The sequence below is a fragment of the Coleofasciculus sp. B1-GNL1-01 genome, assembly GCF_040220235.1.
Taxonomy (GTDB): Bacteria; Cyanobacteriota; Cyanobacteriia; order Cyanobacteriales; family Coleofasciculaceae; genus Coleofasciculus.
Genome location: NZ_JAVJTO010000172.1, coordinates 25,938 through 48,898, shown reverse-complemented (window position 1 = coordinate 48,898; position 22,961 = coordinate 25,938). Strand labels below are relative to the sequence as shown.

The 22,961-nt window shown below is 45.5% G+C and carries 19 protein-coding genes; 4 read left to right on the top strand and 15 right to left on the bottom strand.

Annotated features, from left to right (window positions below; genetic code table 11):
* The first annotated feature begins 101 nt into the window (after positions 1–101).
* On the top strand, positions 102–2,165 hold the full coding sequence (locus RID53_RS36325; RefSeq protein WP_446392710.1) for a hypothetical protein: 2,064 nt from the start codon (positions 102–104) through the stop codon (positions 2,163–2,165).
* Positions 2,166–2,322: 157 nt separating this feature from the next.
* On the opposite strand, the gene RID53_RS36320 is transcribed toward RID53_RS36325, so the two are convergent.
* Both RID53_RS36320 and RID53_RS36315 read right to left on the bottom strand, forming a co-directional pair.
* On the bottom strand, positions 2,323–2,640 hold the full coding sequence (locus tag RID53_RS36320) for a Txe/YoeB family addiction module toxin (protein ID WP_446392709.1): 318 nt from the start codon (positions 2,638–2,640) through the stop codon (positions 2,323–2,325).
* Positions 2,612–2,917, bottom strand: coding sequence for a type II toxin-antitoxin system Phd/YefM family antitoxin (locus RID53_RS36315; protein WP_446355633.1), 306 nt, complete (start codon positions 2,915–2,917; stop codon positions 2,612–2,614). The genes RID53_RS36320 and RID53_RS36315 overlap by 29 nt, the downstream gene beginning before the upstream one ends.
* A 90-nt stretch (positions 2,918–3,007) precedes the next feature.
* Here RID53_RS36315 and RID53_RS36310 point away from each other — a divergent pair, with 90 nt between their 5' ends.
* Positions 3,008–4,978, top strand: coding sequence for a protein kinase domain-containing protein (locus RID53_RS36310; protein WP_446392708.1), 1,971 nt, complete (start codon positions 3,008–3,010; stop codon positions 4,976–4,978).
* A gap of 624 nt (positions 4,979–5,602) precedes the next feature.
* Here the strand turns inward: RID53_RS36310 and nuoK are convergent.
* The 4 genes from nuoK to nuoH form a co-directional block, all read right to left on the bottom strand.
* Complete coding sequence (gene nuoK / locus RID53_RS36305) at positions 5,603–5,914, bottom strand: NADH-quinone oxidoreductase subunit NuoK (RefSeq protein ID WP_446375199.1); 312 nt, start codon at positions 5,912–5,914, stop codon at positions 5,603–5,605.
* Between the two features lie 165 nt (positions 5,915–6,079).
* Positions 6,080–6,706, bottom strand: a complete 627-nt coding sequence (locus RID53_RS36300) for an NADH-quinone oxidoreductase subunit J (protein WP_446392707.1) — start codon at positions 6,704–6,706, stop codon at positions 6,080–6,082.
* Between the two features lie 73 nt (positions 6,707–6,779).
* On the bottom strand, positions 6,780–7,403 hold the full coding sequence (gene ndhI / locus RID53_RS36295; protein WP_446375203.1) for an NAD(P)H-quinone oxidoreductase subunit I: 624 nt from the start codon (positions 7,401–7,403) through the stop codon (positions 6,780–6,782).
* Between the two features lie 75 nt (positions 7,404–7,478).
* Positions 7,479–8,597 carry an NADH-quinone oxidoreductase subunit NuoH gene (gene nuoH / locus RID53_RS36290; protein WP_446392714.1) on the bottom strand — a complete coding sequence of 373 codons (1,119 nt, stop codon included), beginning with the start codon at positions 8,595–8,597 and terminating at the stop codon, positions 7,479–7,481.
* Positions 8,598–8,881: 284 nt separating this feature from the next.
* Between nuoH and RID53_RS36285 the strand changes: the two genes are divergently transcribed.
* Together RID53_RS36285 and RID53_RS36280 are read left to right on the top strand one after the other, a co-directional pair.
* Positions 8,882–9,307, top strand: coding sequence for a hypothetical protein (locus RID53_RS36285; RefSeq protein WP_446392706.1), 426 nt, complete (start codon positions 8,882–8,884; stop codon positions 9,305–9,307).
* A 6-nt stretch (positions 9,308–9,313) separates the two neighbouring features.
* Complete coding sequence (locus tag RID53_RS36280; protein WP_446392705.1) at positions 9,314–9,634, top strand: hypothetical protein; 321 nt, start codon at positions 9,314–9,316, stop codon at positions 9,632–9,634.
* A 57-nt stretch (positions 9,635–9,691) separates the two neighbouring features.
* Here the strand turns inward: RID53_RS36280 and RID53_RS36275 are convergent, their stop codons facing one another.
* From RID53_RS36275 to RID53_RS36235, 9 genes are all read right to left on the bottom strand, one after another.
* A complete protein-coding gene (locus RID53_RS36275) occupies positions 9,692–10,849 on the bottom strand; it encodes a citrate synthase (RefSeq protein ID WP_446392704.1) in 1,158 nt (385 codons plus the stop codon).
* Between the two features lie 92 nt (positions 10,850–10,941).
* Positions 10,942–11,445, bottom strand: a complete 504-nt coding sequence (gene sixA, locus RID53_RS36270; RefSeq protein ID WP_446392703.1) for a phosphohistidine phosphatase SixA — start codon at positions 11,443–11,445, stop codon at positions 10,942–10,944.
* A gap of 194 nt (positions 11,446–11,639) precedes the next feature.
* Positions 11,640–12,068 carry a type II toxin-antitoxin system VapC family toxin gene (locus tag RID53_RS36265; protein ID WP_446392702.1) on the bottom strand — a complete coding sequence of 143 codons (429 nt, stop codon included), beginning with the start codon at positions 12,066–12,068 and terminating at the stop codon, positions 11,640–11,642.
* A gap of 8 nt (positions 12,069–12,076) precedes the next feature.
* The gene (locus RID53_RS36260; RefSeq protein WP_446392701.1) at positions 12,077–12,634 is read right to left on the bottom strand and encodes a hypothetical protein; all 558 of its coding nucleotides are present in this window, start codon (positions 12,632–12,634) and stop codon (positions 12,077–12,079) included.
* A gap of 179 nt (positions 12,635–12,813) precedes the next feature.
* On the bottom strand, positions 12,814–14,085 hold the full coding sequence (locus RID53_RS36255; RefSeq protein ID WP_446392700.1) for a DHH family phosphoesterase: 1,272 nt from the start codon (positions 14,083–14,085) through the stop codon (positions 12,814–12,816).
* A 140-nt stretch (positions 14,086–14,225) separates the two neighbouring features.
* Positions 14,226–14,723 carry an HNH endonuclease gene (locus RID53_RS36250; protein ID WP_006105078.1) on the bottom strand — a complete coding sequence of 166 codons (498 nt, stop codon included), beginning with the start codon at positions 14,721–14,723 and terminating at the stop codon, positions 14,226–14,228.
* Between the two features lie 398 nt (positions 14,724–15,121).
* Complete coding sequence (locus tag RID53_RS36245) at positions 15,122–16,645, bottom strand: adenylate/guanylate cyclase domain-containing protein (RefSeq protein ID WP_446392699.1); 1,524 nt, start codon at positions 16,643–16,645, stop codon at positions 15,122–15,124.
* Positions 16,646–16,965: 320 nt separating this feature from the next.
* Positions 16,966–18,021 carry a diguanylate cyclase domain-containing protein gene (locus RID53_RS36240; protein WP_446392698.1) on the bottom strand — a complete coding sequence of 352 codons (1,056 nt, stop codon included), beginning with the start codon at positions 18,019–18,021 and terminating at the stop codon, positions 16,966–16,968.
* A gap of 110 nt (positions 18,022–18,131) precedes the next feature.
* Positions 18,132–22,568 carry a PAS domain S-box protein gene (locus RID53_RS36235; protein WP_446392697.1) on the bottom strand — a complete coding sequence of 1,479 codons (4,437 nt, stop codon included), beginning with the start codon at positions 22,566–22,568 and terminating at the stop codon, positions 18,132–18,134.
* Positions 22,569–22,961 lie beyond the last annotated feature (393 nt).

Genomic DNA, 22,961 nt, shown 5'->3' with positions numbered 1-22,961 from the left:
GCTGGGTTGCTTCTCGCAGGACGAGGTAAAAACTATAATCCCAAATTGGAGGGATGATAGATAATTAAGATAATCAGGGATAACTCACCACCAGAACAGCCATGACCCAACGCCACTGGCTCGATATTACCGAATATGTTTGTATCGGGGGTTCATTTTTAGGAACCGCGATCGCCGCCGCGACTCAGCAAGTCGTCTACGCCGCTACCCCCCTAACCTTGACGCTGGGGGTGAATGTTCTGAATCGTCAACGGCTGCATCAACTCAACCGTCAGCACCAAGATACAGCGATCGCGCAGGTGTATCACAATCTAGAACCGATTCACGAGCAATTCTCTCAACTGGATATCCAGACTCAGGAGCGTATCAGTCACCTTAAGGATGTTAATGCTCAACAGTATAAGGCGGCGATCGCGAAAATTCATCAGCTAATTGAACCCCTGAATCAACAACTGATTCAACTGGATAACCGTAGCCAAGACCAACTGGAACAATTTAATACCGCGAATCAGCAACAACACGCCGAAATTATCGCCCACATCTATCAACTCATCCATCCTCTACAGCTGCATTTAACTCAACTCGACGAGACAACCCAACAGCGCGATCGCCAAACCCAAACCCAACTGGATCAATTACACGCATTACAACACCTACAAGCGGAAGGAATTCTGGCTTATATTAACCCCCTTATTGACACCCTCAACCAGGAACTGATTCGCCTGGATAGCCAAACTCAACAACGGTTTGCTGAATTTAGCGTCGCCAACCAGCAACAGCATGATGCGATTATTACTCAGGTTCAGGAACAGCTTGAACCCCTGAAAACTCAACTCGACACCTTAACACCACAGGTTACCGACCAAGGATTAAAGCTGGGACAATTAAAAGAGGCGATCGCGAAATGGTATGACTACATTGAACCCCTGAACCAGCAAGTCTCTCACCTGGAAACCAACGCGCAACAGGTAAATTCCCAGCGACACCAACAGATTGAACAACTTAAGGAGACAATTGTTCAACTTCAGAGGACAATCTATAAACTGCAAGATATTAAGGATAAAAATCGATTACCCTCACCGCTCAAAAACGCTCCAGCAACACCAGAACCCTCATCCCTTTCTCTGGCAATGTTAAGACATGAACTCGACGCCGGACTTCAGGGAGTGGGCAAAACAATGCATCAGATTGGTAATTCTCTGCAAGATGTATGGACGGAACTAACGACACTGGAAACTCGCACCGAGTCTGGTTTAATTACCCAGGAATGGCATTGTTTACAAACCTTGACGGCTCATTCAGGTAAGGTTAATGCGGTGGCGATTAGTCCCCAGGGAGGGATTTTTGCCAGTGGCAGTGATGACCAAACCCTCCGACTTTGGCAATTAAAAACGGGTCAGGAGATGGGAATTTTGGCTAAAAACTTTGCCTGGTTTAATGGCATAAAATCAATTGCGTTTAGTCCCGATGGGAAACGGCTTGCCTGTGGTAATAATGATTATACGATTAAGGTATGGGCGTTAGAAACGGGACAGGAACTCTATACTCTGATGGGACATTCAAGTTCAGTTAAATCCATTGTCTTTAGTCAAGATGGGCAACGTTTAATTAGTGGGAGTGATGATCGAACAATTAAACTGTGGAATCTGGAAATTGGCAAAGAAATTCCCCTATCGATTCAGCATTCCGATTGGCTAGGGCGAGTTAATGCCGTGGCGATTAGTCCCAAGGGTCAGATTCTTGCCAGTGGGAGTGATGATAAGACGATTAAGGTTTGGGATTTAACCACTGGTCAATTAATGATGACGTTGAGTGGACATAAAGCGGCGGTTAAGTCACTGGTATTTAGTCCTGATGGTAAAATGATTGCCAGTGGTAGTGCGGATCAAACGATTAAGCTTTGGTATTTGGGAACGGGTAAAGAAATGAGTACCTTGTCGGGGAATTTTGGTTCGGTTAATTCACTGGCTATGAGTCGGGATGGAAAGGTTCTTGTCAGTGGGAGTTCGGATGAGACGGTGCAGCTTTGGCAGTTAAGTACCGGGAAAATAATTGATATTCTGAAAGGGCATAACGGTGCGGTGTATTCTGTGGCAATTAGTCCGGATAGAAAGACTGTGGTGAGTGGGAGTTCGGATAAAACGATTAGGATTTGGCGGTGTTGATAATGGGGGTATTGGGATTATATTTTAACGCTCCAGGGACGCAGAGAGAAGCGCAGAGGGGCGCAGAGAAATTGGAGGTATTTGAAGTGAAACGTTATGAAATTGGAGAAACAGTCGGAAATGATATAGCAGGATAGCAGGTGAGTTGAGTGATTAGTTATTCATAATGATACCTACACCCTAAAAAATCAATCTGAAGATTTTCAACTCGATAGACAAGTCGATGCTCTAGGTCAATGCGCCGTGACCATATATTTGCTTCCATATACTTCAAAGGTTCAGGTTTACCAATTCCAGCAAAAGGATCTTGCATGACAGCCGTGACTAAATCCAATATTTTTGAGGCTTTCTGAAAATCGTGCTTAAACCACCAGGCTAGATCTTCTTTGAATTGAGAGCTAAAACCAGGAATTCGAGTAACGACTACTGGCTTACTCTGTTCAGATTCAGTTTTCTTTTTCTTTTTCTTGCTCAATCCCTAACTCCTGCTCAAGTTCTTCAATTGTTTGAGGTTTAATTTTTCCGGTTTTAGATTCCTCTATAGCATCCAATAACCGACGAGCATTGGTAGGTGATCTAAATAGATAAACAGTTTCAACTAAACTGGTTAAATCAGACTCTGAAATCAAAGCAACATTTTCACCATCACGGCGGTTTATGATATAGATCTGATGATTTTGTACCACCTGTTCTAATAACTGGAAAAAACCATTTCGTGCCTCTGTTGGGGATGTGATTTCGTAGGGAAGCATAAGCTGATGTACATAGTTATGTTCATTTATTATAAGCAATGTGCCCTGATCAAGCCAAAATAGAGACGAAGGCTTTATATCCCTTGGCTGATGAGCTATTGTCTCAATCCTAACTGCGATCGCCCCCAGAACCCGGATGGGATGCGGTTTTGCCGACGTTGTGGTTCTAAACTGTTGCTGCGAGAACGTTACCGCAGTCTGGGATTGATTGGACAAGGGGGGTTTGGCAAAACGTTTTTAGCGGTGGATGAGGATAAACCCTCGAAACCTCAATGTGTGATTAAGCAGTTTTTTCCCCTCTACCAAGGGACAAGCGATGTCCAAAAAGCGACAGAATTATTTGAACGAGAAGCCGTGCGTTTGGATGAGTTGGGGAAACATCCCCAGATTCCCGAATTGCTGGCTCATTTTACCCAGGATAATCGCCAATATTTAGTCCAAGAGTTTATTGATGGGCAAAATTTAGCCCAAATCTTGGCAAAAGAGGGGGTATTTAACGAACAGCAGATTCGGGAGATGCTGCGAGATTTGCTCTCGATCCTTGAGTTTATCCACTCGCGTTCTGTGATTCATCGCGATATTAAGCCGGAAAATATTATTCGTCGTCGGCATATTTATATAGGAGAAACAGAGGAAAATGCGGAAGGTGTGATTAAGGGAAATTTGGTTTTAGTTGATTTTGGTGCGGCTAAACATGCCATTGGGACAACAAAAACGGGAACGACTGTGGGTACACCGGATTATATCGCTCCAGAACAAGCGAAAGGAAAAGCTATTTTTGCCAGTGATTTGTATAGTTTAGGTGTCAGTTGTATTCATTTACTCACGCAAACATCTCCTGAACAATTGTTTGATACAGGGGAGGATACCTGGGTATGGCGGCGTTACTTAAAAACTAATTTGATTAGTGATGAATTAGGCTCTATTTTAGATAAACTCTTGAAACGAGCCACCAATCACCGTTATCAATCTGTCGCTGAAGTTCTGCGGGATTTAAATCAACTCCCCTCGATTTCCCTAGCTCAACATTCTACGCCATCGCTATCGCCTCAATCGATTAGCCTGTCAGGATTTCAGGGGAAAGGAGGTCAAAGCGCGATCGCCTCAACTCCAGCAAATCCCCTAATCCTCCAACCTCCCTCTCATCCTCCCTTAACTAATTGGCAAGTGATGCAAACCTTAGATGGACATTGGGGTTCGGTAGAAGCGGTGGCGATTAGTCCCGATGGCTTAATTCTGGCTAGTGGTAGTGCAGACACCACAGCGATGTTATGGCAGTTACCTGAAGGACAAGAGTATCATACTCTAAATGGTCATCTTGAACGAGTCTGTGCTGTCGCCTTTACACCGGATAGTCAATATTTAGCCACAGGAAGTTATGACCAAACCATCAAACTTTGGCAGGTAGAGAATGGACAACTTATTTTAACTCTCACGGGTCATAAGAAATGGATTAGTTCCCTCGCCATTAGTCCCGATGGAGAGATATTAGCCAGTGGTAGCAATGATGGCACGATTAAGTTATGGCATATTCCACAGACTGAGGAATTACAAACACTTACAGGACATACTTCCTATATTAATGATGTTGCCATCAGTCCCGATGGAGAAAGTATTGCCAGTGTTAGTGGGGATGGAACGGTGAAAGTATGGCAAATCAGTACAGGGGAGGAACAGGATAGTTTTGGCGATAGCCAGTTACGTTTCGGCTTTTTCTATTCCGTCGCCTTTAGCCCCGATGGGCAACTCCTGGCCACTGGAAAAAGCGATGGCACAATTACACTCTGGCAGTTAGAGACAAGACGGGAACTTGGTACGCTTAGGGGTCATACTCAACGAGTACGGACATTAGCTTTTAGTCCCAATGGATACACCTTAGCCAGTGGTAGTATGGATAAAACGATTAAGATTTGGCAACTGTACGATAGGCAAACTATTGCTACTTTAAATGGGCATAGCTGGGAAGTCTATGCTGTTGCCTTTAGCCCCGATGGTGAGACACTTGTGAGTGGCAGTATGGATAAAACGATTAAAGTTTGGCGTTGTGAGAAAGGTAGTTAAACTAAGGGAGGATAGTTGACTATAAACAGTTTGAGGGGAGCTAACTTAAGCCCTCAACTAAAGTTGGGGCTAAAAGCTAAAACCCGTTGAAACGGGTTCAAAGAGTTAATTCATTTATTTCCAGGTTATGCGAGTCAGCGCCATTTATAGCGCTTCGCGCTGGTCTAGTTACACTTTGTTTGTACGAACATCCCATCTGGACTCAGTTTCAGGTACGGGAGTTGTAAATACACCAGAGCGATTTGCTATAGCTTAAGTCGAATGGTACTGACTTAAAGCTGGTGGGCAATGTCCACCCTACGCCATACTTTTCGGATCAGCTCTAAATTTAATTGGGGCTTGTTGTAGAAAGCCAAAACCCTTAGCTATCAACACTTGGAGCCGTAGAGAAAGCTGTTCATCTTCAAGGAAATTTGAGACTATCTATCAAAACTATGGCGGTAGAATCACGGAAAATGTACCATTGCTCCCCCGGCTTCCTCTGCTTCCTCTGCTTCCCCTGCTCTCTAACCCCACCACAAAACTTATTCAGCAGACCCTAAATTTTTCCCCCCGGCTTCCCTGGCTTGAACCCGTTTTAACGGGTTTAAGCTTTGAGCCAGAACTTTAGTTCTAGGCTCAAGCTTACCACTTCAGCAAATTAAATTGCTCCATATCAATGGTGTCGCGATTGCGATAAATCGACAGCACAATTGCCAACCCAACCGCCGCTTCAGCCGCCGCTACTGTAATCACAAATACCGTAAACACCTGACCTTTAATTCCTACAGGGTCAATAAAATTAGAAAACCCCATTAAATTCAAATTGACCGCATTCAACAGCAGTTCAATAGACATTAACACGCGCACAGCATTGCGACTGGTAATTAAGCCATAGATACCAATGCAAAACAGAGCCGCCGCTAGCAGTAAAAAATATTGAAGTTGTAGTTCCATGAATTGACGTTTAATGTTTGATGTTTGACAATCGGGCGGGTTTTGTTGCTCAGTTATCGGTAACTCAGTCGGGCGGGTTTTGTTGATACCTTATCAGTCACAAAGTCTATTGAAAGGCTAAACCCGCCCCTACACCCCCTATTGCTGCCCCTACCATAATACGTTTTATCGAGTGCTTTTTTGAGACTCTCCGCCTACAGATGCCAACTGACGCTGACGTTCGGGTAAGGTAGAATACTCAGTTTCTGATGTATCGCGAGGCACCAAACTCTCTGGAATAAAATCGCGACGTGCCAAAATAATCGCTCCCACCATCGCCATCAATAACAGTACTGAGGCGAGTTCAAAGGGTAGTAAAAAGTCACTGAAGAAATGTTTACCAATCTCCACTACTGACCCTTCACCGAGAACCGCCGTACCTGAATAAATCGACCAAGGTGTTGCTAATACCATCGTCCCCAGCAAGGCAAATAAACCCAGACAAACCAGTGCGGTTGCACCTTGACGAATCCAACGATTTGTGATCGGCGTAAAATCTTCTCGCTTGTTCACCAACATAATGGCAAACAAAATTAGCACATTCACCGCACCCACATAAACCAAAATTTGCGCGGCGGCGACAAAATCAGCATTAAGCAACAGGTAAAACCCCGCCATACTAATGAAGACACCGCCCAGTAAAAATGCTGAATAAACGATATTACTGAGTAGGACAACGCCTAAGGCTGACCCAATCATCATGACCGACAAAATCACAAATGAAACAAACTGAACCCCTTGGGCTAGATCCACTGTACCTTCACTCCTTGCACTCTAATTAAAATCACAGATTAATCCCACGGAAAAGGACTCCGTGGGATCAGCTTTAAGCATTCTTCGCTGTTTCTTCTTCTTTCTCTGCTTCAGCCGGTTCCATTTGCTCGACAATTTCTTCCGGACGCAAACCAGCACGTCGAGAACCTGGCGGTAAATCGTGGGGATCTGTAACTCCCTTGGGTAGGTATGCCAGTTCCCGTAACGGCGTAACCATCGGGTCTTGCGTCACCTTATACGGCAGGCGTCCCATCGCCACATTATCATAATTGAGTTCATGGCGATCGTAGGTAGACATTTCGTACTCTTCTGTCGCCGAAAGACAGTTGGTGGGACAGTATTCAATGCAGTTCGCGCAGAAAATACAAACCCCAAAGTCAATACTATAGTGCTTGAGATTCTTTTTCTTACTCGCTTTATCGAACTCGTAGTCTACCACTGGAAGATTAATCGGGCAAACTCGCACACAGACTTCGCAAGAAATACACTTGTCAAATTCAAAGTGAATCCGACCCCGATACCGTTCAGAAGGAATCAGTTTTTCATAGGGATACTGCACAGTAACGGGACGGCGCTGCATGTGGTCGAAGGTTACAGATAAACCTTGACCAATATAACGGGCAGCTTGAGCTGTTTCTTTGGCGTAATCGCCAACTTGTTTGAGGAACTTGAGCATAATTTGTTATTCGTCCTTTGTCATTCGTCTTTTGTCATTTGTCATCATGACTAATGATCAATGACCCATCAACAATCAACCCCCGAATGCCACGGGAAAGGTGAGTTTAAGCGCCGCCGTCAACAACAGGTTCACTAATCCAATCGGTAAAAGGAACTTCCAGCCTAAATTTAGGAGTTGGTCAATCCGTACACGGGGAACTGTCCAACGCAGCAGAACCGCAATAAAGACGAGAAAGTAAGCTTTAAGTAAGGTCATGGTAATTCCCAGAGAAGCGGTAATTACCTGTAACCAGGAACTGGTTTCACTCACGCCTAGCCAAGTGGATAATCGGTCAAGGGGAATCGGGAATTCCCAACCACCTAAATACAGCACTGCCACTAAAACAGCAGAAAGGACTAGGTTAACGTAAGACCCGATGTAAAACAAACCAAATTTCATGCCAGCATATTCGGTTTGATAGCCAGCAACCAGTTCTTCCTCAGCTTCGGGTAGGTCAAAGGGAAGTCGCTCACATTCAGCTAATGCGGCAATCCAAAAAATCAAAAAGCCAACGGGTTGACGCCAAATATTCCAGCCTAAGATGCCATACCCGGATTGCTGTTCCACAATATCGATGGTACTTAGGCTATTGGACATCATCACCACTGCCAATACCGCCAGCGCTAGGGGAATTTCGTAACTAATCGACTGTGCGGCTGCTCTTAACCCCCCAAGTAGGGAATACTTGTTATTGGAGGCATAGCCTGACATCAGCAACCCAATGGGCTGAATACTTGACAGGGCAATCCAGAGAAATATCCCCAGTCCTACGTTAGTAATTACCAGGTTTTGTCCAAAGGGGACAATCAGGTACGACAAAAAGACGGGGATGACGACGAGTATGGGTCCGAGAGTAAATAGCCATCGGTCTGACTTGGCGGGAACGATATCTTCCTTAAACACCAACTTTAGACCATCGGCGACGGCTTGCAGAACACCCATAGGTCCGGCATATTCCGGACCAATCCGCTGTTGAGCCGCAGCAGAAATTTTTCGTTCCAGCCAGACTACGACAAGGACACCCACGGTGGCACCGATAATCATCAGGAACATCGGCAGGGGCATCCACATCGCCTTGGCAGCACCACTGGGGATGCCAAAATCTTTAAGCGATTCAATAAAACTTCCTTGAAGGTCAATTCCTGCGTTCATCTTGGCAGCTACGTGATATTTACTGAGGTAATTTGACACTTACCGTATCAAATTATGCTATCGGTTTGATTTGTGAAGTTTTTTTGACAGCCTCACTGCCTAGTATATCGTTCGACGTGATCCCCTTAGCCAAGACAAGCGAGAATTTCAGTTGACCGTGGCTGATACGATACCTAGGGTCTGCTGAATAAGTCTTGTGGTGGGGGTAAAGAGCAGGGGGAGCAGAGGGAGTAGAGGGAGCAGGGGTAGCAATGGTACATTTTCCCTGATAGTGGTGCAAGGAGATGAAAGGGTTTGACCTTAAATCAATTATACCTGTACAAGCCGAGTCAATATCCTTCAGTGTCAAGGAAATAGAATTGTCTGACATAGAACCCTTAGATAACTCCCCCGATGCGTCTCTCTCCTCTACAGTAGGTCAAACTCAACCCAGTATTTCATCCTCACCGAGTTCGCCTTCGCCTACGCTATCTTCTCAACCTGAACCCTTTCAGAACGCTGTGAATCAAGCTATGCATGCGGCGACATTGACTCAATCGGCGCAAACCCCAGAAGAATGGGACATCGTGGTGAGTCATTGGCAAGACGCGATCGCACTCATGGATGCTGTACCCCCTTCCCATCCTCAACATAGCCTTGCCCAGCAAAAAGTAGCCGAGTATCAAGAGAATCTCAATTATGCCCAGAAAAATTCAACTATTAGTCAGTAGTAAATTATGGTTAATTTCGGTTTGAACTCGGCAACACTTTTAGGACTTCTGGACATCTTTTTATCTATAGCCTACTTAGCTATATCTGTTGCTCTACCCATCGCTAGGAGAAGAGATATCGGGGTTACAGGAATAGTTCTTTATATCATTCAAGCAATCATTGCCCCTTTGTTTCTGCTGATGGCGGGTTTTATTCTCTTTTTCCAAGGATGGCGACTTGACCCTATCTTGCAGTTTAGCTATGTTCTATTGAATTTCCTGGTTATTTATCTAGGAGTGAAAGATATAATACTCTTTCGTTTACTATCTCCAAGAAACCATCGCTAATAACTAGCGATCGCTCCTCCTTTCAGTTTAGTTTTTGGGAGAAGCGATCACCCTGTTTTACACTAAGGGGATTTGTGATGTCCGTTCCTGGATGGGAACATAAGTGACGTCGTGATCACCAGTATAAATTTGGGTAGGTCGGAAAATCCGGTTTTCTCCTAGTTGTTCCTTCCAGTGCGCTAGCCAACCCGCTACCCGCGCGATCGCGAATATAGGAGTAAACAAGTCGGTGGGAATACCCAGTTTCCGATAAACCAAACCGGAATAGAAATCTACATTCGCGTAAATTCCTTTATATCCCAGTTTTTCCTCAACCGCCTGTTCTAACTCCACGGCAATTTCGTAGTATTTATCGGAACCAAACTTATCAAACAATTGTTCGGCTAAATTCTGGAGAATCGTGGCGCGTGGATCTTTAACCTTATAGACGCGGTGACCAAATCCCATGATTTTTGCCTTGCGCTGTAAACAATCCTCTAGATAAGGACGCACGTTTTCCACCGAACCAATTTCTTCGAGCATTGAAATCACTTCTTCATTCGCCCCCCCATGCAAGGGACCGGCGAGGGTACCAACGGCTGATGCAATTACCGCATAGGGGTCAGTCAGCGTCGAAGCCGTCACCATGGCTGAGAACGTAGACGCATTGATCGTATGTTCCGCATGGAGTGTTAAGCAAACATCGAAGACGTGAGCCTCTAGGGGATCGGGTTCTTGCTCAGTGAGCATGTAAAGAAAATTAGCGGAATAGTCTAAATCATCGTTTGGCTTCACCGGGTCATTCCCCTTCCGCATCAGCTTAAATGCTGCTACCATTGTCGGGATTTTCGCCAACAGGCGCACAACCGCTTCCCGGATATAATTGGGATTTGGCAGAGCGCGTTTTGAGTAAAACAGACCCAACGCTGCTGCGGACGCTTGCAGCGCATCCATCGGATGTCCGGTTTCCGGGAAACATTTCATCATGTCCCGAATCCGATATTTAATCCGTCGATGGTAAAGAATGTCCATCTTAAACGCTTCTAGCTCCTCCTTGGTTGGTAGCTCACCCCAAATCAGGAGATAAGCGGTTTCCAGGAACGTGCTTTTTGTGGCGAGTTCTTCAATCCGAATACCGCGATACTCTAAGATTCCCTGTTTTCCATCAACATAGCTGATACTGGATTGGGCAGCGGGAATGCCTTCTAAACCTGGTTTATACTCGCAAACAGTCATAGAACTACCAAATATGTTTGAAGTGTTCTCAGGCTAACTTACCAGAAACTGTCAGATTAGTAGTGTGTGTTACAAAAAGTCTTAAGGATTGCTTAGATTAGCCATTTTGGGGAGGTTAGCAAAAATAGCTCACTGTGACCTAGAGGTACTCCTGTTTCTTTCAGGTTTAGCCCAATAACGCCCGCTTTCTTGAGGATGAGTTTTTCTTGTGCTTCTCCCCAAACCAACAATTCTGCCCAATTGCCTAAATCCGGTTGATGACCAACTAACGCTAAATAGCTTTCCCTGTTCCGGTTTTGACGCCATTCCTGTAGCCAGTTAACCCAGGTGTGAATATCCCCCTCAGGCGCAAGGCTGGGAAATTCGTTGAGTTGCTCACCTAAACCAACCTCTTGCAGAATCGTGGCGGTTTGTTGCGCTCGGACTAAGGGACTGGTTAATATTTGGTCAAAATGCAAACCGCGATCGCGCAGTTGCTTGGCGACTTTGGTGGTTCTTTTGCGCCCTTTGTTGGTTAGGGGACGATCTTCATCGTTGGCATAGTCTTCGCGATCGGCAGCGATGCCATGACGGATCAGGTACAGTTCTATCGTCATCCGTTTTTTATTTTTTCCTGAAAATTCAAATTGTAGGATTCTCCAAGAATACAATCAAGATTTTATTTTATCGCTGTTCCTAAGCCGATGTTGTACATCCAACTGTAGGGATACCATCCTTGCGCCCTTGGTACAGGATTCAACAGACTGGGAAACACTATAATTTACGGTAATAACATTGAATTGTGGCGGGCTTAAGACCAATTCGCAATGGAAATAACATTTGGATGGGTCGCGCTTACAGCGTTAACCAGTTTTTGATCAGCCGTTACGAATTGACACCGCTGTCGAAGACTCCAAGCGATATACAAACTATCGTATACACTGCGTTGATAGGTTACAGCGAATTGATAAGCATCATTCAACAGTGAAGCGGCTGGAACTATATTAAACTTTACCAATTGGAATGCATCAATAATAGTCTGTGCATCAGATGCAGATAACCCTTGCAACCGATACAGTTTCCAGGTGATGTTTCCGACTTCAGCATAGATTAAATCTGGTGCAAGTAGGGCAATCATTCCGGCTTGATAATCATTAAGAATTTGAATAGCTTGTGAGGAGTATGGCTGGGGGACATACCATTTGATTGCTACACTGCTATCAATTACAACCTTTTTCACCGCTGCCTTTACCGATCCTGGCGCAGCAATTCAACGGAATCAGGAAACTCTCCGTATGTTTCCTGTAGATGTGTCCAAACTTTATTGGCTTGAGCAACAGCAGCTTCTCGACTACGGCGATCTTCCTCTAAAATATGCTGATCTTGTGCTTTAATCGGCTGAAACATAGATTTGTATAAATTTATTTGTTCATTATCTTGGCTAAATGATGGAGGAATTCGATCGAGAACGGCATTGACCATCGCTGAGGCTGTATCACAAGCCCACTTAGCTGCTAGGATAACAATATCATCGGGAAGATTCCCAGCGAGTGTCTGTTTAATAAGTCGTTCGGCTTCTTGGAGTTCACCACACTCCAGCGCAAGAACGGCGGCACTACAATGTAAAACAGAGCGGGTGGGTTCCAGGTCAAGTTGATTGGCAACTAAATCAGCCGCTGCCCGTTCTTTGGCAAAGGCGGCTTGAGAAAACTCTCGCATTACCTTAGCATCGCCCCGTTGACGGGCTAAGACCGCCTGGTCTACCAATTCCATTGCTTCTCGGTGAAGAGTTTCTATGTCCTGCATTTTTCCACGATATGGGCTTTGGGAGTGCCAAATTCAACCCCAGCAACGTAGCTAAGAACCACGGTGTCTGAAGGTCTGATCGGCTATAGCTTCATATTAACTTGTGGATTGGATAATGCTTTCATAATCGCCTGAATAAATGTGGATGTGGAGGCTGCAATATAGGGAGCCACACTCATTTAATCAGCATGAATTACATTATCTTTGGGATTAACTAAACGCCAAAGTTTTTGCTTAATTTGAATATCAAAGACTTCCCACTTGAGCTTGGTGAATTCGGTATTATCATTGAAACCCCCTAAGAAACCAATGGGAATTTCAAAACCACCAGCGGTCATGCGTCCGCCACCAAAGAATCGTCCCTGATTATCTTGACCAAAGGCTTCTTTAATAAATTCGTCGGGATCAAGGGTGATTTTACTGGTTCTCAAGGAACCAATCACAACTTCGACTTCTTCGTCTTCGTTGTGGACAATCCCGTAAACGACAGCCGTATGGACATTTTCTTCAGTCACCAAAAAGTCAGCGGCTTGGGGAATTGCATCCCGGTCATCGTACCGTAAATAGCCTACCCCCGCCATCGAGAAATTATTCTGAACAATACGGTTTTTCAGCGATCGCTCAATCACATCCATGACTCGTCGCGATCGCGCGGTTTGCAGGACAGCATTGAGTAACTGTACGTCATAGAAACGGCTCAAATACGCCGCCGCTAGGAAATCTTCTTCCGTCGCCCGCATCAAGCGATCGGTATCGGCACGTAGACCGTGCATTAGTGCTGTAGCACACTTAACATGGGTACTAATGCTACTATCAAGCTTGAGTAACCCAGTTTGTAGGTATTGGCTGAGGATAGTGGCAGTTGCCCTTGTCTGAGGGCGTAAATCGGTAAATTCTGCCTCCAGATTATCCTGAGGGTTGTGATGGTCAATCAGGACGACAATGGGAAGACCAGCTTGTTTGACAAAGGGCATTAATTGGGTTGTGGTTCCCTGATTGTCAACTAGGACACACCCTTGATACACGGAGAAATCCCGATCCTTCAATGTCTGAATTCCCCAGCGCTTAGCGGGTAAGTTGGTCAACTTGACCAAGGCAATGTTTTCCTGATGAGACAAAGTTCCTGCATATACAATGTCACATTGAATATTGTACTGTTGGGCAATTAACTGGTACGCCCAAGCACTCGATAGAGCATCAGGATCAGGGAAATCTTGAATGACAATAAGCTGGCGTTCTGAACTGTGACGATCTAAAACCTGTTGCAGTTCTCCTATTTTAGCTTGGGATGCATCAAAACGCCGCTGACGTTCACCGGTATTGTTACTGCGGTTCTTGGGATTTTTTGGGGAAGTTTTCTGTTGGTGTGAAGCCGCCGCACTCCCATCCGAAGGTGATGCTTTAGGGGGTAGAGCGTTATTATTGACAGATTTAAGTGAGTTGGATTCCATCGTGGGCAAGGTATTCAGCCATCATAGTTTTACACCAATCGCTCCTGGAATAGGGGCTGGTGATTGCATGGGCATTGGAACCCACTCTTATAACTTATAGCCCATAGCCCAATATCTGAAATTCAATTTTTTCAGGGATCTTAAACACCAATCACATACTTTCGCCACTCCTGATGGACTCCACCTTTAACCTGTTTAGCCACCTCAAAGTGCAAACTGCTATAGGGTCTGCGGGGTTGATGTCGTAATATCATGTTGGCTTCCTTAGGGGTTCGGTTCCCTTTTTTGACATTACACCGTACACAGGCGGTAACAATGTTTTCCCAAGAATCTCCCCCGTGTCGAGAACGCGGAATCACATGATCGAGGGTTAAATCATCTCCCGTGTATCCGCAGTATTGACAAGAATGACTATCACGGTAGAGGATATTGCGGCGGGTTAAGGGAATTTCTTTGTAAGGAACCCGAACATAATGGCGCAAGCGAATAACTGTGGGAAGCGGTAACTCTGGATAGACATATTTGCCGTTGTGTTCAATCTGTTCCGCTTTGCCTTTGAGCATCAAAACAACCGCTCGCCGCCAATTGGTGACATTGAGCGGTTCGTAGGAGGCGTTTAACACCAGAACCTTGCTCATTAGGAGATCGAAATAAAGTGAATATTATTCCAGATAGTAGCACAGGTTGATGGGGCTGGGTCATATTTTCATGATCACTTATCAAAGCGAAACATCAGCGCGATCGCGGATTTGTCATTCTCCAACGCCGAAATTTTTCCGCCTAGCTTGTGAGTTCAGTCTAAGATTTAAGTTGGGTGTATCCTATATCTAGGGTGTTCAGTTTAAATATTAATCATTTTCACACTAAATACAGGAGTTGCACCATTAATACCAAATCTGATGCCCGAAATCCCCTTTATAGCTTGAGTACTTTTTCCTGGGAGCCATCTACCCTCTACTCTGAAGCCTTTGAGCTTTTTGTTCTAGCTGGCTGGGAAAGCCGTGAATACCATGAACCATGAACCATGAACCCTGAACTATGAACTAATTTTTTTACCCCGCAGCCAATAGGTGGTCATGTCTCCCTTGCCTTTAATCTGAATCACACCCCGTTCCTCAAACTCGTATTCATCCTTGAGCAATTCATAGGTCGCCTGTGTTACCTGAATGCGACCTGGTAAGCCATGAGACTCCATCCGGCTAGCCGTGTTCACCGTGTCACCCCACAAATCGTAGCTAAACTTTTTAATGCCAATCACACCCGCGACGACAGGACCACTATTGATGCCAATCCTGAGGCGAAAATTTTCTCCGGTTTCGTGATTAAATTCAGCAATGGCTCGCTGCATCTCTAACGCCATCTGGGCGATCGCCTGAGCATGATCCAGACGCCGCCGAGGGAGTCCCGCCGCCACCATATACGCATCGCCAATGGTTTTAATTTTTTCCACACCATGTTCCTCGACGAGTCGATCAAATTTGGAGAAAATCTGATTCAGCAGTTCAACCAGTTGAGTGGGTGAGGTTTGGGTAGAAAACTTGGTAAAATTAACCAGATCGGCAAACATAATCGTCACCCCTTTAAAACTCTCCGCGATCGTGCGTTGACCCCGCTTCAACACCTCTGCTACGGGTTGGGGTAAGATATTCAACAGCAGGAGTTCGGCACGTTTACGGGCACGAGTAAGGGCGACTTCGGCTTGTTTTTGTTCGGTAATATCCGATACTGTTCCTTCGTAGTAGAGGAGTTTACCCGCTTCGTCTTTAACCGTATCGATATTTTCCACAATCCAAATAATGCTGCCATCTTTACGATAAACCTGAGACTGAAAGTCAGATAAGGTATCGTAGCGCTGTATTAAAGCAGCTAACTCTTCCTGGCGTGTGGGTTCAACATACAGTTGTTCGCCAATATTCCTCACCTGTTCCATGAGGTCTTCGGGGGAGGTATAGCCTAAAATTTTAGCTAGGGCTGGATTCGCGGTGATATAGCGTCCCTCCGGCGTGGCTTGGAAAATGCCCTCGGTAGCTCGTTCAAAGATACTGCGATATTTCTCTTCCGCTTGACGCAGGGAAGCTTCTGCTCGTTGTCGTTCTTGAATTTCGGCTTGGAGTTGCAGATTTTGCTTCTCTAGCCGCTTTTGCAGGTTCCGGAGCGCCAGATGCGTTGTCACTCTGGCTTTAACTTCTTCCTGCTGTACGGGTTTGGTGATGAAATCTACGGCTCCCAGATTAAATCCTTTGACTTTATCCACTGCATCAGACAGCGCACTGAGAAACAGCACCGGGATATCCCGTGTGGCTGGATTCGCTTTCAGGCGACGACAGGTTTCAAAGCCATCAATCCCTGGCATCATCACATCCAGCAAGATGAGATCGGGTTTGGCATACTCGACTTTTTGCAGAGCGCTTTGCCCATCCTGCGCCACCAAAACTCTGAAGCCAGAATCGGTTAAAAAGTCGAAGAGGACACCGAGATTATGAGGAGTATCATCGACAATAACGATGACGCCTTGATTAGAATGTTCATCATTCATCGGGGCTGACGTAGTTTGGTTCATAGTTTATAGTTCATCGTTCATGATTCATTCCCTGATGAAGTGCCATAAACGGTAAACAATAGATGATAAGCCTGAGATGGAAGATACACCAACTTCAAAATCAAGCCAGAGCAGATATACGGGTATTGTTGCCAATCTGTTACGTTTACTTGGCGATCGCAGCTATTTTATTGTCTCCCGTTAAAAGACTAACTATTGTCCTATTCCTCTGCTCCCCTAGCTTCCAGACGTGCCATGGCACGTCTCTACATAGCTTCCCCAGCTTCCCCAGCTCCCCCAGCTTCCCCAGCTTCCCCAACTTCCCCAGCTTTCCCAGGCAATCACTGGGGTGAGGAACGAGAGGGTGAAGGTATAGAGCATACACTCTGAGAGTCAGGATCGTCCAGTGACAGAAAAATCGCGCGATCGCGTCCCGTTTCTTTTGCCTGATACAATGCTTGATCCGCCGCCGCTATTAGCGCTTCCGGAGAGGTTTGATGACAAGGAACAGTGCTAGATACCCCCACACTCAAGGTGACAGAATTTTTAATCGGCGATCGCGGATGCGTCAAACCCAACTGAATCAGCTTCGACTGAATAAATTTGGCAACTTGTAACGCCCCTTGGGCTGGGGTATTCGGTAGAATCACTGCAAATTCTTCTCCTCCATAGCGGGCGACTAAATCGGCGGGACGCTTTACCACCTGTTTCATTGCTTGCGCCACCTTATACAAACATTCATCCCCAGCTTGATGCCCCTTAGTATCATTGTAGAGTTTAAAATAATCCACATCGCATAAAAGCAACGACAACACCCATTGTTCTCGTCGCGAAATCCGCCACACTTGGTTAAAATATTCATCAAATCGATGCCGATTCGCCAGTTGAGTTAAACTATCTAACGTGGCTAAACGTTTCAGTTGAGCATTCGCTTTTTGCAGTTTTGCCTCAGCCTCCTGACGCTGCTGAATCTCCTGTTGGAGTTGCTGATTTTGGGCTTCCAGATTTTGGCGTAGCTTTTGAATCGTCAGATGAGTATTCACCCGTGCTAACACGATTTCCTGCTGAGTGGGCTTAATAATATAATCAACTGCGCCTAATTCAAATCCTTTGATGATAACCGCCGTTTGCGACAGGGCGGTGAGAAAAATTACTGGGATATCTTGGGTAGCCGGATTAGCTTTCAGACGCCGACAGGTTTCAAACCCATCAATCCCCGGCATAATCACATCCAGCAAAATGATATCGGGATGCTCAACTTCAGCTTTTTTGATTGCACTGTCACCATCCCTTGCCAGGATAACCTGAAACCCTGCCTCACTCACAAAATCTAACAGCACTTCTGAGTTGGTGAGATTATCATCAACAATGAGAATTGTCTCTTTGTCATTCGTCATTTGTCATTTGTCATTCGTTATGCACTTGGTTGGGGCGGGTTTAGTTACATTTGGGTTAAGGAAAACGCGATAGTAGTAAAATCCGCCCCTACAAACCAAACCCAAAAACTTTAATCCTCTATCTCGTTCATGTATTTTTTCACAAATTCTAGAATTTGTTTTTCCTGAAACCCATTGGCTAAATGGCGAAGTTTCCTGGCAAATGGAACCCATTGCGAATCGAGTTGTTCAAGTTGATCAGCTTTCTCACTAATCCCTTTAATATCACCCATCATCGCTAATTCATAAAGACTATTCATCTCCTTGGGAGACGGTGCAACAATCTTTGAGGGAGTAATCAAAACCTCAGCATTTTGATCAGGCAGTCTTGCTGGAGGGTAAGCACTACTAGGTGCATCGTCAGATTCATAAATCCACTCTAAATTGAGATGCTTTTGCAGAGTAGCAAAGAGAGTTTTAGATTGTACAGGTTGTCCAATAAAATCATCACAACCTGCGGCGAGAGATTGCTGTTGTTTTTCTCCAAAAACGCTGGCTGAAATCGCCAACACAACGGTATCCCGTAACGAGGGAATTTCTCGTATCCGTCGAGTCGCTTCTAATCCATCGAGTTTTGGCATGATCAAATCCATTAAAATTGCGTCAGGGTGGTCTTGTTGTGCTTGCTGGAGACAGTCTTCACCATTGATCGCTTCGAGTATCTCAAATCCTAAGGGTAACAACAAGTTAACTAAAATTGAACGATTTTGCCATTGATCATCAGCAATTAAAATTTTGCGCGGATAACCGCGAAATCCAATAATAACTCGATCTTCCACCACATCCGTTGCTTGATCCGGAGAGACGGCAGGTAAATCTAAATCAACATAAAAGGTACTCCCTTGACCAACATGACTTTCGACATGCAGTTCGCCGCCAAGGAGTTGAACTAATCGCTGACTAATCGCTAATCCTAATCCCGTTCCTTCCACCTGGCGATTCCGATCGCCAATTTGATGGAAGGGTAAAAATATATCGTTTAATTGTTCAGCCGCAATGCCAATTCCGGTATCTTCAATTTGAAAACGCATGGTGCTAGATGCTTCCGTCGCTGGTTCTTGGGCTGAAGTATAGCCCACTTTAAATGTGATACTCCCCTGATCCGTAAATTTAATCGCATTTCCCAACAGATTAATTAGCACCTGTCGCAATCGTTTTTCATCACCCCGGACAATTTTAGGTAAAGGAGAGAGAGGTTGATAGTGAAACGCAATGGCTTTGTCATCAGCACGGATACGAACCATTTCGATAATTCCTTCTAGAAAATGGGGGAACTGAAATTCGCTGACACATAAATCCATTTTCCGGGCTTCAATTTTAGACAGGTCTAAAATATCGTTGAGTAGGGTTAACAGGTGTTCCCCACACTGTTGAATAATACTCAGTCCCTGCTGTTGCTTGGCGGTGGGATGAGGTTCGCGTTTTAGAACTTGAACATAACCTAAAATACCGTTGAGGGGAGTGCGGAGTTCATGACTCATATTCGCCAAGAATTCGCTTTTAGCATGATTGGCGGTTTCGGCTTCTTGGCGGGCTTGTTCTAGGTGTAAATTCTTTTCGGCTAATTGTTGACTAATTCGGGTTTGTTCTTCTAACAGTTGACTCTGGGCGAGGGCAATTCCTACCTGATCCGCGAGTTGACTCAACAGTTCAATTTCAAACATTTCCCACTGTCGCGGACCACTACATTGATGGGCAATTAATAGACCCCAGAGGTTCTCTCGTTGTAGAATGGGAACGACTAAATTCGCTCTCACACCAAAGGGTTGTAACAGTTCGATATGACAGGGTTCTAAGTCGGCTTGGTAGAGATCCTCGATCGCCCGAATGCGTCCTTGGCGGTATTGATCCAGGTAGCCTTCCTGAAAACAGGGATCATAAATCTCCTGTCCTTGAATCGGTGTCCAGCCAGGAACTACGGCTTCCGTCATAATCACCCCAGTTCCATCATCATTGAGTTGGTAGATCACCACTCGATCCACTTGCAAAATCCGGCGTACTTCTGTTACGGTCGTTTGCAGGATGGCATCCAGTTGTAAGGATTGGCGAATCTTCAGCGTAATTTCGGCAAAGAGTTGCCGTTGTAGGGTTTGACGGCGCAGTTCAGCTTCGGAATGCTTGCGTTCAGTGATATCTTCAGCAATCCCAGCAATGCGGGTCATTTTACCCTTGTCGTTAAACACGCGAAACGTCCGCACCCAAACCCAGCGTTCACTCCCGTCGGGACGTAAAATGCGGTATTCTTGTTCAAAGTCTTGTTCCCCTTGCAGTTGTTTCCCTAACGCCTCCGCCACGCGATCGCGATCATAAGGATGAATATTATCTAACCAGGTCATCGGCTGGTCGTAAAGACTTTCGCGGGATCGTCCCCAAACTTCCTCATAAGCGGGACTCAGATAAAACATGCGGCTTAAATCGGGTGTGGTTAAAAAGAACACTTCCCGAATATTTTCCGCCAGTTGGCGGAATTGTTCCTCTCTCTCTAGTAAGGCGGCTTCTGCTTGTTTGCGATCGCTGATATTCGTATGCGTCCCGACAATGCGTGTCACCTTACCATTTTCATCCCGCAGAACCAATCCTCGCGATAAAAACCAAGGGGTTGAACCATTGGCGTGAACCATGCGAAACTCTAATTTCCATTGCGATAGTTCACTGATGAAAAGTTGATCAATACTGATTTTCACCATCGACTGATCCTCTGGATGAACCCGTGCCATCAACTCGTCAAAGCTGGGAGTATCGCGGTCTTCGGGATAACCAATCAGATGCAGGAATTGGGGGGAATAATAGTAGGTATTGGTTGTGAAATTAATATCAAAAAGTCCGCTATCATTCGCTTGAATCGCAAGGGCAAACCGTTCCTCACTCTCCCGTAACGCCATTTGCGTTTCCTGGCGCTGAGTAATATCCAATGCCATAGACGCAATACCAATAAGATTCCCTTGGCTATCAATTAGAGGCGTATTGTACCATTCACAAATAATGGTTCTGCCATCTTTAGTGATATTCTGATTACAGGAACGAGCAACTTGTTTGTCATACCACAGTTTAGCTTTAATCTGTTTAATTTGAGCTTGGGCAACCGGAGGTACAATTAGGGTAGACGGATGACCTAAGGCTTCGTCGCGACTATAGCCAAAAATGCTTTCCGCCGCCGGATTCCAATCGACAATATCCCCTTCTGTATTCCATTCAATCACCGCCAGGGGCGTTTGTTGAACCAACAGAGAGAGACGTTGATCATTTTTCCGCAACGCCTTCTCCATTTGCTTCTGTTCCACCACTTCGGCTAAGAGTTGGCGATTAGCGGCTTTCAGGGCGGCGGTTCGTTCCTGAAACTGTTGATCCAGATGGGCAACGATATGGCGAGACTGGGTGTCGCGATCGCATAATTCTTGATAACCCTTGGCGCGATCGCTAACAATAGCGGCGACAATCAGGGCGGTTATGGCGAAGATGGCGATAAACACATCTTGGGAAACGATAACCCGATTAAATGACTCAAACCTTTCAGCCTGTTGCCAAAAAGCGATACTCGCGACTACACCAATACCTAATGTTGTAATCCGTTGACCCCATTGTAGGGCTGACCCTAAAATAAACGGAAATAGCAGATACTTTAAGTCAACCTGAAAGAAAGGCTGATTTAACAACTGGTTTAACTGAGTGGCAAGTTGTTGATGAAACTGGACTCCAATTGGTTCAGAAACCGTTAGGCTATCACCTGTTACAATAACCGAGGAACTAGCGGGAATCGAAACAACACCAAACACCAACCCACTCACGATTCCCAATCCAATCAGCCAGACTCCAACCTGCCAGATGATTGTTGATATTGTAGGGGCGGGTTTCACTACCCTTGTTTCTGACTTAACCCAGATGTGCCTAAACCCGCCCTTACCCAAGTGTTGAATGAACTGCATAACTTCCCTATCGTCCCCATTTCCCCCATCTTCGCCATTTCCCTCATTCCCCTCATCCCCCGACTGCATCATCGAATAACCCTGAGTCAACAGTACAGGCGTAACAATTAAAAGTCCCATCGCATTACTCAACCACCACCGCAGCCAATCCCCTGCACCCCATTCCCCCGCCAAAACTTCACCCAACAGACGAATTGTGGGACTCACCAGGGAGGATAATAGAACCATACCCACCAGGAATTTGACCACATCCCGGCGACGATTTAACCCGGGATGCATCTCCCAGGATTGAACCAACGTCACACCCCACAAGGCTTGTAGCGTACAGCCTAAACAAGACGCGATCGCAACCGTTCCCGGAATTCCCATAAATAGCGCCCTAGATAACTCAGCCAAAGCCACACCCAGCCACAGATTGCGTCCTAGTAACAAAAGGGCGGCTTGACTAATTCCGGCGGGAATCCAAATCAAGGGGATAATAGTCTGACGGCTAAAAATTTGGGCAGTAGCGATATAAATTAGCGTCAAGGCTAAGACGTTGAGAAAATATCGTCCTAACGGAGAAAGATTCCAGGTTTTGTTCATCGGACTTTCTAACGTTTAAATTATCCAGGATGAATGATTATACGTTGTGAAATAAACCCATCAAGCGCTTACTTGGGGCGGATTTATTTAGGGCTTGCTGCAAAAAGCCGAAACCCATATCAAGCAATGCTTTGAGCCATATTGACAGTGGATAAAGTGCAAGGAAATGGGGTAGCATCCTTCATAAGTATGGCATCACCTTGCTCAGGGAAAATGTACCCTTGCTCCCCCAGCTCTCCCAGCTTCTCCAGCTTCCCCAGCTCCCCCTCACCACAACACTTATTCAGCAGCCCCTATTTATGGAGGCAATCGAGATAGCACCAATACCATTCCCACAAAACCTATCCTTTCCCCATCCGCCAAGCGGCTACAATCTCAACTTTAAAATCAGAT